Consider the following 14774-nt stretch of genomic DNA (forward strand, 5'->3'; position numbering starts at 1 on the left):
CTTAACCGAAAATTTATCGCTAATTTGCACGCTACGAGCCATATACAAGACCGTCAGACTGTCTCAAAACTCGCATATTATTTTCTATTAATATTAAATATTCCGATATTTAAGTATGGAATATTTAAAAGGTGATTCGAGAACACAACTTACATTATACACTACTTGTCTTGAAGATATGATACCTCAAGATAATTCTGTACGATTTATAGATAAATTTGTAAACTCACTTAATTTACAAGAATTAGGTTTTGACGCCATAGCTTCTCAAGGAAGACCGTCTTATGATCCTGCTGATTTACTAAAATTATACATTTACGGGTATATGAATCGTACACGATCTTCACGAGTTTTAGAAAAAGAATGCTCCCGAAATATTGAAGTGATATGGCTTTTGAAAAATCTTAAACCAGACCATAATACGATAGCGCGTTTTAGAAAAGAAAACTCAAAAGCTATCAAACGAGTTTTCAGACAAAGTGTAACCATTGCTAAGAATTTTAACCTGATTGGTGGAGTTCTTATCGCTGGTGATTCCACCAAATTAAGAGCGCAGAATAGCAAGAAAAACAATTATAATAAGAAAAAGATTGAACGTCATTTAGCGTATATTGATAAAAAACTATCGCAATACAATACTGAATTGGCTACTGCTGATAATGATAGTAAAGTTAAAATTCAGAAAAACATTGAAAAACACAAACGACATCAAGTTAAGTACACGCAGATAAAGCAAGAATTAGAAGCTGATACTACTACTGAAAACCCTCAATTATCTACTAGCGATCCAGATAGCAGACATCAAATAGTAAGAGGAATGATAACAGAAGTTTGCTATACGGCACAAACTACTGTTGACGAAAAACACAACATACTTATTGATTATAAAATCACCAATCAAAACGATAAGAAAGCCATGGGAATGATGCTCAGAAGAGCTAAATCTATTTTAAGACATCATCAGTTTACTGCCCTTTATGACAAAGGATATCATACAGGTAGTGAATTTGATATTGCACATTCGTTAGGTATCGAAACATTAGTTGCTATCCCTAATATTGGCAGAGCCAGTCAAGCCCCTGACCCTAAATATAATGTAGAATATTTTAAATATGATAAACACAAAGATTGTTATATATGCCCACAAAAACAAGAACTAACAAGTAATCAAAATTGGTATAAGGCACGTAACTATAAGTTCAAACAATACAAAACCAAGGCGTGTAAAACTTGTCCTGTTAGAAACTTATGTACAACAGCTAAAGTAAATGGAAAGATCGTGCAACGAAGTGAATATGCGCATGCTATTGAAGGCAATGCAGAACGTATAAAAGTTAATGAAGATACCTACAAAAAGCGACAAGCTATCGTAGAACATCCCTTTGGAACCATCAAAAGACAATGGGGATTTGATTATATCATTACTAAACGGACAATTGAATCGGCTTCAGCTGATTTTGGATTAGTTGCTTTAGCCTACAATTTGAAAAGAATCATCAATATTGGCAAAGCTTCAAAGAGTACCAAAAAACTTTGTTTGTGTCATTTTAGGAGGGTAAATCGCTTATATAAGCCCAAAAAGAGCATTATTAGCGTGTTAAAATCATTATTTTACAAAAGACAAGAAGTCTTTAAAATAGCTACGTAATTTTAAAATTTAATGTAAATTAGAAACCTAATAGGTAGTTTTGAGACAGACTGCCGTTGTGCGTCACTCAGAAAAACGACCAAAAGATAAATGGACTATCAAACATTTGAACCACATTCTAACCTAAAATCACTTGTTAGTTGCTATTGGACTTTGGAAGTGCCCAAACAGTCTGAACCGCAAAAACAACGAATAGTACCTGATGGTTGTATTGAAATGGCGTTTATTCTCGGAGATGATATAAAGCGGTACACTTCCAAAAATGAATTTATACTTCAACCTCGCGCAATGGTACTCGGACAAACAATTGAACCTTTTTACATTGAGCCAACGGGATATGTTAAAACATTTGCTGTCCGATTTTATCCATATGGATTTGCAAACTTTGTTTCTGAACCAATCAGCAATTTGGTAAATAAAGAAACACCTTCAAGCAAACTTTTTAAAAAGGAAATCGCAGATAATTTAGAACAAAAAATTGTTAAAGCTGAAAACACGGAACAACGGATAAGCATTATCGAAAAATTTCTTTTGGAAAGACTTAATGATGAAAAAACGATAAATAAAATCGTAAAAAACACTGTAGATTCCCTTTTATCCACAAGCGGAAGTGTTTCAATAAATTCAATCCTCAAAGACAATTTGTCAAAACGGAGACAACTTGAAAGAAACTTCAAAAAGCAAATTGGAGTAAGTCCTAAACAATTGGGAAAAGTAATTCGATTACAAACCGCTTTAAAAATGTTGCTTAACAAAAAGTCAGAGAATCTGACAGATATAGCCTACGAAAGTGAATATTTTGACCAAGCACATTTTATAAAAGACTTTAGAGAATTTACAGGAATAAACCCCAAAGAGTTTATCAATCACGAAAATTTAGCTCTTTCCGCACTTTTTTACAAATAGTTTAAGGGTGTCGCATTTTTACAATTTCAAGCGACTTTCTACCGCTAATTTTGTTCCGTCAACAACGGACATAAAATGAAAGGAAAAATATTTATCACAATTATGGCTTTGACCCTTGGTATTGTATCCTGCAAAAACAAAGGAACTTCTGATATGGAATCAAATCCTACTAAAGAGACAACAATAAAAAACGACAAGAATATGAACAGTTTTATATCAATATTTGAGATTCCAGCAACGGACATTTCACGAGCCATTAGTTTTTACAAAAAGATTTTAGGAGTAGAAATTGAAAGATTAGATTTCCCGGGAATAGAAATGGGCTTATTCCCATACCAAGACCAAATGGTAACAGGAGTTATTATGAAAGGAGAAGGTCACGAACCTTCTGCCAAAGGAGTTACTATTTATCTGAATGGCGGAGACAACTTGCAAACGATTCTTGATAAAGTAGAAGGAAATGGCGGAAAGATTATTATTCCTAAAACACCACACGCAGACGAAAATGGATTTTTTGCTATTTTCCACGACTCAGAAGGAAACAAAATCGGACTTCATTCGCCAAATTAGGAAAAAGAGCGAACGCATAACATTGTGTATAAGCAATAGCGGTTTAAGTGCAAACTTGAACCGTTTTTGCGTTTATTTAAGTATATTGCTTACCTAAAAGTAGTAGCTATATATCCGCTACTGCTCATACACTCAACGTTGGCAGCAAGTGCAACAACCAAGTACCCGAATATCAACAATAGGATAATTATCAAAAAATGAATTGGAAAATTTTTGGTTTAAAATACGACAATCAAGAAACTTGGGCATTTGAACAAATGTCTTATCTACTTTTCTGTGCAGAATTTGATATTAGAATTGGATTATTTCGTTACAAAAATCAAACTGGAATTGAGACAGAGCCAATTGAAAAAGGTGGAAAATATTATGGTTTTCAATCTAAATATTATACAACCTCAATCGCTGTCAACAAAGACGACATTATTGATTCAATCAAAAAAGCTAAATCCAAAAACAAACAATTAGACGAGTTACTTTTCTACATCAACCAAGAACTTTCAGAGAGCACTACTAAAACCAAAAAGAAACCGCAGTATCAATTAGATATTGAGAAAGCCGCTAAGGCAGAAGGAATTAATATTCAATGGCGAGTTCCAAGTCATTTTGAATTACAATTGTCTTTGCCAGACAACAAATATATTAATGACATTTTTTTTAGCCTTGACCCAAATGAAGGAGATTTGCTTGATGAAATTTCTAAACACAACGAGAATATTTTACAAGCAATTCAAACAGAAATATCATTCGGGGACAAACAAATTAAAATTGATCGAAGTTCGGTTGTTGAAGCAATAGCAAATACTTCTCAATCGAAAAAAAACATAATTATTTCAGGTGAAGGTGGTTGTGGTAAAACCGCAATTTTCAAGGAATATTATAATTCTTATTTTAACAAAATACCAATTTGTGTTTTTAAAGCAAATGAACTTAATGTAAATCACATTAACGACATATTTCATTTTGACAACAAATTTACATTTGCACAGTTTCTCAATACCTACAAAGATGAACCACTTAAAATATTTGTAATTGATTCCGCAGAAAAACTCGCAGAGATTTCTAACAACGATATTCTCTCTAAATTAATACAAAAGTTAAAAGAGAATGCTTGGAATATCATATTTACAACACGCTACGCTTATCTTAATGATTTAACTTTTCACATCAAGGAGAATTATCAGTTGCCATTTGACGTGAATAATGTTTCTTTGATTAGTGCTGATGAATTAAAATCAATAGCAGATGAATTCAAATTCTCACTTCCCGACAATCAAAAATTCTTAGGACGCCTTAGAAACTTGTTTTATTTAAGGGAGTATGTTCAACAATATTCAAACATTGACAGACAAGGAAACTATAATGGATTTATTGATTTGCTTTGGAAAAAGAAAATACAAAACACTGTTCAAAAAGACAACCTGCATCTTGAAAGAGAAAGGTGTATTATCAGCATTGCCAAACAAAGATGTGAAACAGGAAGATTTTATATCAATGCAGACAGTTTACCACAAACAGCATTATTTCAATTAAAACAAGACGAAATACTTGGATATGACGACGCACATAATGGATATTTCATTACTCATGACATTTATGAAGAATGGACGTTGGATAAAATAGTTTCCCGTAGTTTTTCAAATTATTTAAACATAAAAGATTTTTTTAACGACTTAGGAAATTCATTACCTATTCGCAGAGCATTTAGATTATGGTTATCTGACCATTTATATGCAAAAAGTAAAGAAATAGAAAGTTTTATTCAAGGTGCATTTACCAACGTTGAGGTAACACAATTTTGGAAAGATGAAATTTTAGTTTCTGTTTTATTGTCGGATTATTCTGAGACGTTTTTTAATTTTTTCGAGAAGGAAATCATTGCAAATGATTTTAAAATACTAAAACGTATTTTGTTCCTGCTAAGAATCGCCTGTACTGATATTTCAGAAATTCAAAATTTTGAAATTATAAAACCTAAAGGCAAAGGTTGGGAAGAAGTAATTACGCTTATTTACAAACATAAAATTGATTTTTTTGATAGTAATTTAAAACTTGTTTTACCAATATTAACTGATTGGTGCGACTTCAACAAAACAGGACAAACAACAAAATACGCAGGCTTGTTAGCATTGAGTATAGTTCAAAAAACTGAAACTGAAGAAAACTTCTATATGCACGAAGTTGCAGAAGAAAATATTTTGAAAGTGGTTTTCAATGCTGCCAATGAATTAAAACCAGAATTAAAAGAAATTTTTGACAAAGTAGTTTCTAATATATGGACTGAACACAGACACCCATATGCAGGACTTTGCTCTAAAATTATAGAGAAACCATACATAGCAACTGAATTAATTAAAACACTTCCGCAATCTATTATTCAATTGTGTGATTTATTTTGGCAAAAACAGCCGAAAAAGCAAGACAGATTTGGATATGATAGAGACACAATGGAAAGTAGATATGGATTAGCAGGAAAACACCAATTCAATTATTTTCCTTCAAGTGCTAATCAAACACCAATAAAATGGTTATTACAAATAGAATTCTACAAAACAATTGATTTTATCATAGATTTTACGAGTAGAGCCGTTGAATCTTTCAGTAAATCTGATTATGGCAAAGAAGGTGTCACAAAAGTTATAATACATATAAATGAAACGGAAATAACCCAGTATTCAAGTGGTGCTATATGGAGTATGTATCGTGGCAATGGAAGCCCTGTTGTTCCAAACCTATTGCAGTCAATACATATGGCATTAGAAAAAACTCTTTTAGAATTTTCTCAAATCTTAAAGTCAGAAATAATTCAGAAAATACTTCTAAGAATTCTTACTCAATCAAAATCTGCTTCTCTTACTTCGATTGTTTGTAGTGTTGTACTTGCAAATCCTGATAAATTCTACGATATAGCTTTAATTTTATTTAAAACAATTGAATTATTTCATTTAGACACATTTAGATGCACAAATGAGTTTCAAGCTAAATCTCTGTATTCAATAGGATATGGAATGGATAAAATGAAAGATATTTTATATGCAGATGAAAGATTGAAGACTTGTGAGGATAAACATAGAAGTTCAAATTTGGAATCATTGTTTTTAAATTATCAGCTTTTTGGTGTAAAAGGATTTACAGAAGAACAAAATTCTGAATTCATTGAGAAATTGTATAAAATAATTGACCAACACAAGGCCAACGTTTTAACAAAAAAAGCATTTGGAATATTGTTGGCGAGAATGGATAGACGAAACCTTATTTCCAAAGTATCAAAACATGACGACAATAATTTACTAATAGAATTTAGTCCCAAAGAACTTTCTGATGAACATAGAAAGGAAAGTGAGCAAGCACATAGTCAATACGAAGAAATGTTCAAGTATACATCCCTTAGATTATGGGCTGACTTTCAAGTAGGAAAGAGTAGCCAAACAAAAACAGAAAAACATCAGGACTATGATAAGAATCCTATTTTAGCATTATCGGAAACCAAACAACTTATTGAAGAGCTAAAAACTGGACGAAATGGAATCGGAATTTTTGACTATTCCATACCTGCGTTTTCGTGTTCTAAATTATTAATTGAGCATAAAGACAAACTATCAGAAGAAGATAAGGATTTTTGCAAAGAAATAATTCATTCTTCTCTATCTAATCTTTTTGCCGATAATTACGACTATCAAATAAGTGACGGGGTTGAAGTATCTGTCCATGCCATTCCAGTTCTAATAAATGAATATTCGGAAGAAACAGAAAATTATATTTCGATCATGGTTTTGGCTCTTTTGGATAAAACATCTATCGGAGCCTATAAAAGAATATGTGATTACGTCATTGAATCAATTCACAAATCAAAATTGTGGGAACAAAATCCAAAAATTGCTCAATCAATTTTATTTGGATATATAAAATTCCAACCTATTTACAAAGATATTATTGCGGAAATAAGGAAAAAACAAGGTTGGGGGCGAATTTCTAAAAGCTCGATTTTAGAAGAATTGGAAAAGACAAATTCTGATTTTATTTTTGAGAATATCTCATTTGATATAAACGATATTTCTTCACTTGACATTCATGGTTTGGAAATAGTTCTTCAATTAATTCCTTCCAACACTAAAGATAAAACTCACTTAGATATCTATTCTAAATCTTTGCCCTTTTTGGCACCACAGTTGCTCAAAGATAGGAGAAGTTACAAAGATGATTCGGGAGATGATTCCAACATTTATTCTTTACGGTTACATATTTTCAAGAGGTTCGCATATTTCATTTTAGAAAGAGATAAAAGCGAAATTGACATATATCTTAAACCATTTGTTGATTCGTTTTCTTCAACAGAAGAAACAGCGTCATTTATTTCAGAATTAGTAAGTGCAGAAGATTACATAAACAAGTATGAACAATTTTGGCACATATGGAACAATCTATATCCTAAAATAATCGAACTATGTTCAAATCCACTTGGCTATCATTTAAAAGAAATTATAATTAATTACTTGTTCGCATGGCGTTGGTGGCGTGAAGGAATTGAAGAGTGGCGTAGCTTAAAAAAGGAAAATTTATCACTTTATACAAACGCTTCAAAAGAAATAGGGAACATTCCCGCTGTATTGTATTCTGTTGTCAAAGTTTTAAATTCAATCGGGAAAAACTTTGAAGACGAAGGTGTTGATTGGATTTATACAATTGTGTCAAACAACAAATCATTAAATCTTGACGATTTAGAATCAAACACTTTATACTACTTGGAAAAGTTTTTAAGAAAGTTTGTTTTCCTTAACAGACAAAAAATAAAAGAAGAAATAAAATTGAAAAACAAAATAATCCCAATACTTGATTTTATGATTGAACGAGGTTCTATTCATGGTTATTTATTACGAGAAAGTATTCTATAATGAAAAACGAAACAAAAAACAAGAAACACCAGCTGCCAACAACGGTAACCGTTGCACAACCCAATAATTTTATAAAAAACAACTGATTTACATCTCTTTTAAGAGTGCTTTTCTTTTGAGTTTTCCTATGAAACCCTAAAATGAGCACGGCTTAAAATCAAGCTATAGTTGCCAAATAGTGTCTTTACTTTAAAAATGACCAACCCAAGCGATCTTGCTCCACTTTTTGCAGTTTTTGTAATGAATTTTAGGTATTTCTTCAAGTTATAAGCAATGCCAGCCATGTGCATGACTTTGTTTGCTTGTTTAATTCCTAAGGTGTTGATTTTCCGAAGTCCCATATATTCCTTTAGTGTTCCAAAGACAGGCTCTACCGTACTTTGCCGTTTTTTCTTCATATAACGACCTTGTTTGCTGTTGACTCTGGCAATAGCACGTTCATATTCCTCTCGGTAATAGGTAACGGAAAACTTCTTCTCTTTGGCTGTTTTTCTTAAACATTGTGAAGCCAATGGACAGCCTTTACATTGTCTGGATGAACTACGATATTCTTTCTTTTTGGTTTTGGTTCGATAATCTAAAAACACTTTCTTAAAAGGAATAATCTTTCCTTCTGGACATAGATAATGATCGTTTTCTTTATCATAAATAAAGTCATCTGGACCGCCTTTGTATGTTCCATGTGGTGGAATATAACTTGTAAGTCCCTGTGATTCTAAAAAAGCATAGTTCTCTCCGCTACTATAACCTGTATCGGCTACTAAATGCTCCCATAACAATCCTGTTTTACGCAAACGTCGTTGTAATCGAATCGTAATATCTTGCGTTCAAAACAGCAACAAAACTGCAACAATCCGCAACAAAACAAGAAAGCCTCAATCATTACGATTGAGACTTTCAAGAATTGTGGGGAATTTTAGGTAAGGGTAAAATTGTTAACTCATAGAACTTCTTCCAGATTATAATACAATGCTACAATTACAAAAGCTATGATAAAGATGATTGCAGTTAGAAATCCTGTAATAAAACCTTTAAGAAATTGTAGTTTGTCAGCATTCATGTTTTTATCGCTTATTCTCAGGTATTAATGATTCTGTTTTGATACACGTGTCATCATGTGTTATATCACATGGTGTACAATAGCCTTCATTATTGGTTAATCGTTTTGGTAAGCAACCAACAGTACAGCCTTCACATACCAAAATTGTGTTTTCGATATCTAAAAGAAATACATTCTGCTCTTTTCTTAATACATATGAAATCTGTGTCGAACGTATTTTATTGCTTCCAATGAGTTGAATAATAGTCGAAGCTTGGTTATCTACAGCTTTGCTAAAATCAATGTGTATTTCGTTTATTTTAATGCTTCTTTGCTTAGTAGTCAATAAATCGTTTTCTAACTTTTCAATTAGTTTGTCTTTGTCAATAAAGACAATTTCATCATCAATTGTCTTAGCAATCTCTAATGTATTAGATTTTGGAGTGCTTTCACAACTACACAAGAGAAGCAAAAAAAGTAAAATTGTAATTTCTACTATTTTGGTACTATTCATTGGTAATTCTTTTTTAAGTTTTAAAAGTTTATTTGAAAATAGTAGCATAGCCTTACCCTCATAAGACTACGCTACCTCCAGCTTAAATCACAACCTTACACCAAATCAAAAACCTGAAATTTATTTTGATATCCACCATACATACATAAATATCTACTTCTTTTGATCTTTGAAAAGAGTTCACAGCTTCCCCAAACTGATACATCGATTTAAACATATTTTGTTTCCTTTCATTCCAAATATTTTTATCCTAATTTTATGATAACAAGGCGGTCTGACTAACCATCGTAAGAACCGCCCTGTCTGCCTAACTAATAGTTAAATTAGACACAGGTTATTACTCTAACCCGATCATAACATACTGACAAAACTATTATCAATCCCAAATCGATAAATAGTCTTTTACCATAAACTTTTGAAAAGTAAAATCAGTATGTTTTATTTTTAGTGGCAAAGCGACAGAACCTTATCATACATAATTGTCGCTTTGCACTAAAAGAGTAAGCAACTGTAAAACTCACTCTAAACACCTCTTGAATGTTGACACTTGTATTGCAAAAAGTGCCTTTTTGCTGTTAGGGAATAGAAAAAGAACATTCCAAGCGTGTTATTTAATTTCTTTAAGCAAAGCGACAACGATTTAGCTATCGCTTTGCCAGAGTTATTACCCTAAAACTCCATTTTTAACACACCTTCAAACACTACCAAAAGTGCCTGATGAAAAACTTGAAAAAAAAATGTGTTAATTTTTATTTCTAGGTTGGCAAGGCGACTGATTTTGAAACTACCTATTGTCGCCTTACTTGTTTAAAGAGTATTTAAACATGAGTTTAGTTAAAAAAACCAACCCAACCTATAAAATACTTAATGAGTTCTTTATGAACTAGCTAGGGGTATTTACGTTCTTTATTTGTTAATTCCTTTTCGATTTCTTCATCCACTTTATTTTTTGTTTTCTTCCTTCCTTTGTTTTTTACATAGAAGTATCTTGCGATAATTAATAGTATGATAGCTTCCATTACATAAAAACCTACTAGAAACTGTGTCTCACTAACCATGAATCTTTATGTTATGTTAAAAGGCTATCAATAACAATTGGTTAGGTTCAGTGGAACACGCTACAATAGATACACGTGATTTAAGATGAATTCAATAATTTGAATGGTCATTCAAATTATTTTAGTAAATTCAACTTTTCTGTTAAAAGAACAAAGTGGCATTTTTGATTCCCGAATTAAACTTTCGTTTAAAAATCAAAATAGTCATGCATATTAAACAAAATAGCCACTTTGTTACATGTTTAAAAAACAGTCAATTGAGAATTATTAAGCCTACTCGCTTGACTAAAATTAAAGCTTTCAATCCCCGAAAATGAGAAGTATTTTTCGGATTATTCTAAAAACGGGGATTTCGAAAGCTTTGCTTATTAAAAACTATTTTTCTTTAGAACTTTTCATAATTCCTTTAACTAATTGAGTAGAAATAACAGTATGCATGCCATTGATTTTTTGTTCAATTTTACTAAGTAAATCATCCTTACCAATTGCTAATTCTTTCATCCTTTCTAACTCAATACTGTTAATACTGATTATAGTATGTATTTTTTTCATTTTGGTGTATACCTTATAAATTAAAATTGTAAATAATAAGGCTACAATTAATATCAAAGTTTCAATTATTACCATAAATATTTCAATCATTTCATAAATTTTAAATTAAAAAAAACAGCTATTTTCAACTTTATTAATCTATTTCAGGTAATAGGTTGTTATTTCAAAATTGTATGTAATTATTTTGGATTATATTTTAATACCTTTGAGTATTAAAAACAATGCAATATACTAAAAGTTTTTATAAATATATAATAAGTTTTACAAAATTAAATACATTAGAATGGTTGATCGCATAATAAAAGTTCTCAAGGAGAAAAATATTTCGGGTTATCAGATCAGAGAGAAATCAAATGGTTTAATTTCTCAAGTATCTGCGGATAAAATTAAAAATGGAAAAACTCAGAATCCTAGAAAAAGCACCCTTGAACTTTTAGTTAAGATTTTATGTACGCATTATAATGTTTCCAAAGATTGGCTTATTAATGGGAAGGGCGAAATATATCTTGATAACGACGATAGTTTTTTTCTTGAAAAACATGGAGTAAGGTTTGAAGCTATTGAAATTATCGACCATTTTGTGCAAAACAAAGATGAATACTTCAAACGATCAGAATATTTAAAACTATTTGTAAAAGACCTTGTTGAAAAGGGTGTCACTGAACGATTAAATGAGTTAAAAGAATACCTCAATATGATTAATATCAATTCAAAGAATTAACTAAGAAAAGTAAGTCGTTTACTGTGAAATTTTGTGTCGTAAAATCAAGGTTCCAATCTTGTTGATCTCTTACCGATTTTTTGAGACTTTCTTTTCTTTTTATAATCTCATGGAGTTTTTTAATTAAGTCTTCATCTTTTAGAAACCCTTCATCGTATAGACGTTTGAGTTTTTCTAATTCATCTTCAAACTCTCTCATGCTTAATCTTTTTTAGGACTTCCCACATATCGTGTTCACTTTCTGGCTTGGTATTGTTAAGTATAAAACCTATCAAATCTTGATGATTTAGTTGATAAGATTTATTTTGAATATATCTTTTAAGTAAAATTAAATGTACACTAATTGCAATTGCAAATGAAGTTATGATAGAAAATACGAGATAAGTTATTTTTTCAAAATCTTGGTACTTATATAATGCCCAATAAATAAAATATAATGATATAACTAAAAGCGTAACATGAAGTATCAATTTACCTTTTCTAGCTCTATTGGGTTCTCGATAAGTATTTACAAAGTTGAAAAGTGAATAGATAAATAATCCAAAAGACCAACCAAATTCTCCGAGAAACTGTTGAAAATCTTCAAAACCAAGAAAGCTAATTTCTTCAACAACATTTTCAAATTTATTAAAAGCTTCATCAGATATAATCTTCTGTTTGTTGTATGCTTTATATTCAGGAGATTGTTTATAAGCTTCTTTAAAATCTTTCAATAAGGCTGATTTCTTATTTTTTTCTTTATGAAAGCTTTCCATTGCTTCGATGTAGGATTCTGGAACTTCAGGAACTATTTCATGTATAAAGAAAGCGGTGGCGCATACCACCGCTAAAAAAATATGAGAATATTTATAAATTAAATTATTCTTCATCATTATTGACTGGCGGATTTGTTCCTCCACCTGAATTGACGCTATCTTTTTTGTCGGTAGAATGAAATTCAATATCTTCATCAGCTAAATTTGTTGGTTCACAATTTGCAAATAAAAGCATTCCCATTATCGACAACATGAATATTATTCCTTTTTTCATAATATTTAAAGATTAGAGTTATACATTAATCTCAAATGTATATCAAAAATCAATTAGTAAGAAATATATCTATTGACTAATAAGAAATGTTATTGCTAAAGTAAACAAAGTAATATGAAATTAAAAATTACCACTTATTTTTAATAATAATTATGTTTTTAACGTAGATAAGTTATGGTTAAAACGTAAATAAAAACTAAAAGTTTTATATAAATATAAAACTTTTAGTTTTTATATTAGAAAAGCTAGCGATTTTTTAGACACTAGCTTTTGTTTATAGAAAGATTATACATTCCAATATAAACCGTACATTGGAAGCTATATTTCTAATTTAATGATTCAATAAAATATAAATTAGTGGAATTCTAAAAATAATATCTTGGAATTGATCGTTACTGATATTATTTATCATACCATTTATTAATTCATTCTTATCTGGATTTTCATCATAAAAGATTTTTTTTAAGAAATTTTGTCTAATTGACAAATCTTTTAAGTAATCACTAGAATTATCATTTTGTGATAAGATGTGTTCAGGACAAGTAAATAATATAAACCTTTGAATTCCTAAGTTAATAGTTTCGTTATCTGATGTTAGTTTTTCTCCGAGTGCTATTTTAATATCATTTTCAATGCTAGAATCCTTAAAGAAGTTTTCGAACAATTCTTTGTAAGACTCTTTATCGTTGCTTTGTAATAATTTATTTTCTTTGAGTTTATTCTCTACATTTCTAAAAAAATCATAAACTTCATCATAACTTTTGAAGTAAGAACCGAAAATAGGTGATTGACTTTGTATGTTGTAATCTAGGCATTCATTAAGTTCACTCCTAACATTTTGATTTACTGATTTACAAGAACCTAATACAACTATAATTAGTAATAGTATTTTAATTTTTTTCATGTTATTTTCCTATTATTTTTAAGGATTTAAAAATCTTTTTTAATTGACTTTCATTTTTTGAATGAGTAGTTAATCTTTTTCAAAAACGAAATCCTAAACCTAAATCTTAAAATACACAATCAACAAAATACATATAGAACTCATCTTGACTTTTTATTTTTAACCGAAAATGAGTTAAAATTTGTTCAGATAAAGCTATTTTTAAAAGGCATAGCATCGCTAAGGATAAGAAAATAGCTGAAATATGGGCGAATTTTAGTCGCTTTTCAAGAAACAAAAAAAGTCAAAATGAGTTCATATTAATAAATCTACACTATCTAAAAAACTCTAATCTTCTCATTTTAGAATAATCTTTGTTTTGTGTTGATCTTTTTTTGATTAAGGTAAATTATTACTGAGATATCATTGAATAAAAAACAAGAGAAAATATAACTCTGTATTGGAAAATCTTGATGTCATCAGCATCATAATTATTAATAAAGTTTTCAAATTGATCTAAGTCATAACCTTCCATATCTATCGAGTTTAAGAAACTTGTAGACAAATGAAGTGTAGAATACAATTCTACCTTATTTTGAATTAAAATAACATTTAGACACTCTTTATATCTGTAAATATTATTATTTAAATCAAAGTCATATTTTTTGCAAATCAAGTCTATTTCGGATAACAGTTTCTCTTTATCTAATTCATTTTTTCTCATTAGATTAATTAAATTGATAAAACTATTTTTAACATCGGAGTCTTTACAAAAAACATTTTCTATTTCTTTTAAAACAGTGAAAGTATTGATAGGTTCTAAGTCTGTTTTATATCTATTTTCAGCGATATTACCATTTACACAATTTTCAATTTTATTTTCTAAATTAATATTTTCATCTTTTGACAATTTACAACTCATAATAAAGATAAAGACTATTATCAAATAAGAATATTTATTCATA

At 30.0% G+C, this 14774-nt stretch carries 13 protein-coding genes and 1 pseudogene; 5 read left to right on the forward strand and 9 right to left on the reverse strand.

Annotated elements, in window-relative coordinates; genetic code table 11:
* Positions 1–115: 115 nt before the first annotated feature.
* From KAOT1_RS18120 to avs4, 4 genes and pseudogenes are all read left to right on the forward strand, one after another.
* Positions 116–1510, forward strand: a pseudogene (locus KAOT1_RS18120) (IS1182 family transposase); the annotation flags it as partial.
* A 228-nt stretch (positions 1511–1738) separates the two neighbouring features.
* Positions 1739–2554 (forward strand): AraC family transcriptional regulator, encoded by an 816-nt coding sequence (locus KAOT1_RS18125; protein ID WP_007096341.1) that lies wholly within the window; start codon positions 1739–1741, stop codon positions 2552–2554.
* A 75-nt stretch (positions 2555–2629) separates the two neighbouring features.
* On the forward strand, positions 2630–3124 hold the full coding sequence (locus tag KAOT1_RS18130; RefSeq protein ID WP_007096342.1) for a VOC family protein: 495 nt from the start codon (positions 2630–2632) through the stop codon (positions 3122–3124).
* A 197-nt stretch (positions 3125–3321) separates the two neighbouring features.
* Positions 3322–8013: an AVAST type 4 anti-phage nuclease Avs4 gene (gene avs4, locus KAOT1_RS18135; RefSeq protein ID WP_007096343.1), complete on the forward strand. Its 4692-nt coding sequence runs from the start codon at positions 3322–3324 to the stop codon at positions 8011–8013.
* Between the two features lie 125 nt (positions 8014–8138).
* Here the strand turns inward: avs4 and KAOT1_RS18140 are convergent, their stop codons facing one another.
* The 4 genes from KAOT1_RS18140 to KAOT1_RS18150 all read right to left on the reverse strand — a co-directional run bounded on the left by KAOT1_RS18140 (position 8139) and on the right by KAOT1_RS18150 (position 11266).
* Entirely contained in the window at positions 8139–8807 is a 669-nt protein-coding gene (locus KAOT1_RS18140) for a transposase (RefSeq protein WP_007096345.1), read from the reverse strand.
* A 270-nt stretch (positions 8808–9077) separates the two neighbouring features.
* Positions 9078–9566, reverse strand: coding sequence for a hypothetical protein (locus tag KAOT1_RS18145; RefSeq protein ID WP_007096347.1), 489 nt, complete (start codon positions 9564–9566; stop codon positions 9078–9080).
* 887 nt (positions 9567–10453) lie between these two features.
* Complete coding sequence (locus tag KAOT1_RS23365) at positions 10454–10624, reverse strand: hypothetical protein (protein ID WP_007096348.1); 171 nt, start codon at positions 10622–10624, stop codon at positions 10454–10456.
* Between the two features lie 375 nt (positions 10625–10999).
* Positions 11000–11266 (reverse strand): hypothetical protein, encoded by a 267-nt coding sequence (locus KAOT1_RS18150; RefSeq protein WP_007096349.1) that lies wholly within the window; start codon positions 11264–11266, stop codon positions 11000–11002.
* A gap of 193 nt (positions 11267–11459) precedes the next feature.
* Here KAOT1_RS18150 and KAOT1_RS18155 point away from each other — a divergent pair, with 193 nt between their 5' ends.
* Entirely contained in the window at positions 11460–11897 is a 438-nt protein-coding gene (locus KAOT1_RS18155) for a hypothetical protein (protein ID WP_007096350.1), read from the forward strand.
* On the opposite strand, the gene KAOT1_RS18160 is transcribed toward KAOT1_RS18155, so the two are convergent.
* The 5 genes from KAOT1_RS18160 to KAOT1_RS18175 form a co-directional block, all read right to left on the reverse strand.
* Entirely contained in the window at positions 11881–12096 is a 216-nt protein-coding gene (locus KAOT1_RS18160; RefSeq protein ID WP_007096351.1) for a hypothetical protein, read from the reverse strand. The genes KAOT1_RS18155 and KAOT1_RS18160 overlap by 17 nt on opposite strands.
* The gene (locus KAOT1_RS18165) at positions 12083–12796 is read right to left on the reverse strand and encodes a hypothetical protein (RefSeq protein ID WP_162014350.1); all 714 of its coding nucleotides are present in this window, start codon (positions 12794–12796) and stop codon (positions 12083–12085) included. Before KAOT1_RS18165 ends, KAOT1_RS18160 begins: the two co-directional genes overlap by 14 nt.
* A complete protein-coding gene (locus KAOT1_RS23080) occupies positions 12756–12926 on the reverse strand; it encodes a hypothetical protein (RefSeq protein WP_157560181.1) in 171 nt (56 codons plus the stop codon). The genes KAOT1_RS18165 and KAOT1_RS23080 overlap by 41 nt, the downstream gene beginning before the upstream one ends.
* A gap of 331 nt (positions 12927–13257) precedes the next feature.
* Positions 13258–13830, reverse strand: a complete 573-nt coding sequence (locus KAOT1_RS18170; protein ID WP_007096354.1) for a hypothetical protein — start codon at positions 13828–13830, stop codon at positions 13258–13260.
* A 391-nt stretch (positions 13831–14221) separates the two neighbouring features.
* Positions 14222–14773, reverse strand: coding sequence for a hypothetical protein (locus tag KAOT1_RS18175; protein ID WP_007096355.1), 552 nt, complete (start codon positions 14771–14773; stop codon positions 14222–14224).
* Position 14774: the final 1 nt, after the last annotated feature.

Origin of the sequence: Kordia algicida OT-1, from assembly GCF_000154725.1 — a bacterium.
Lineage (GTDB): Bacteria > Bacteroidota > Bacteroidia > Flavobacteriales > Flavobacteriaceae > Kordia > Kordia algicida.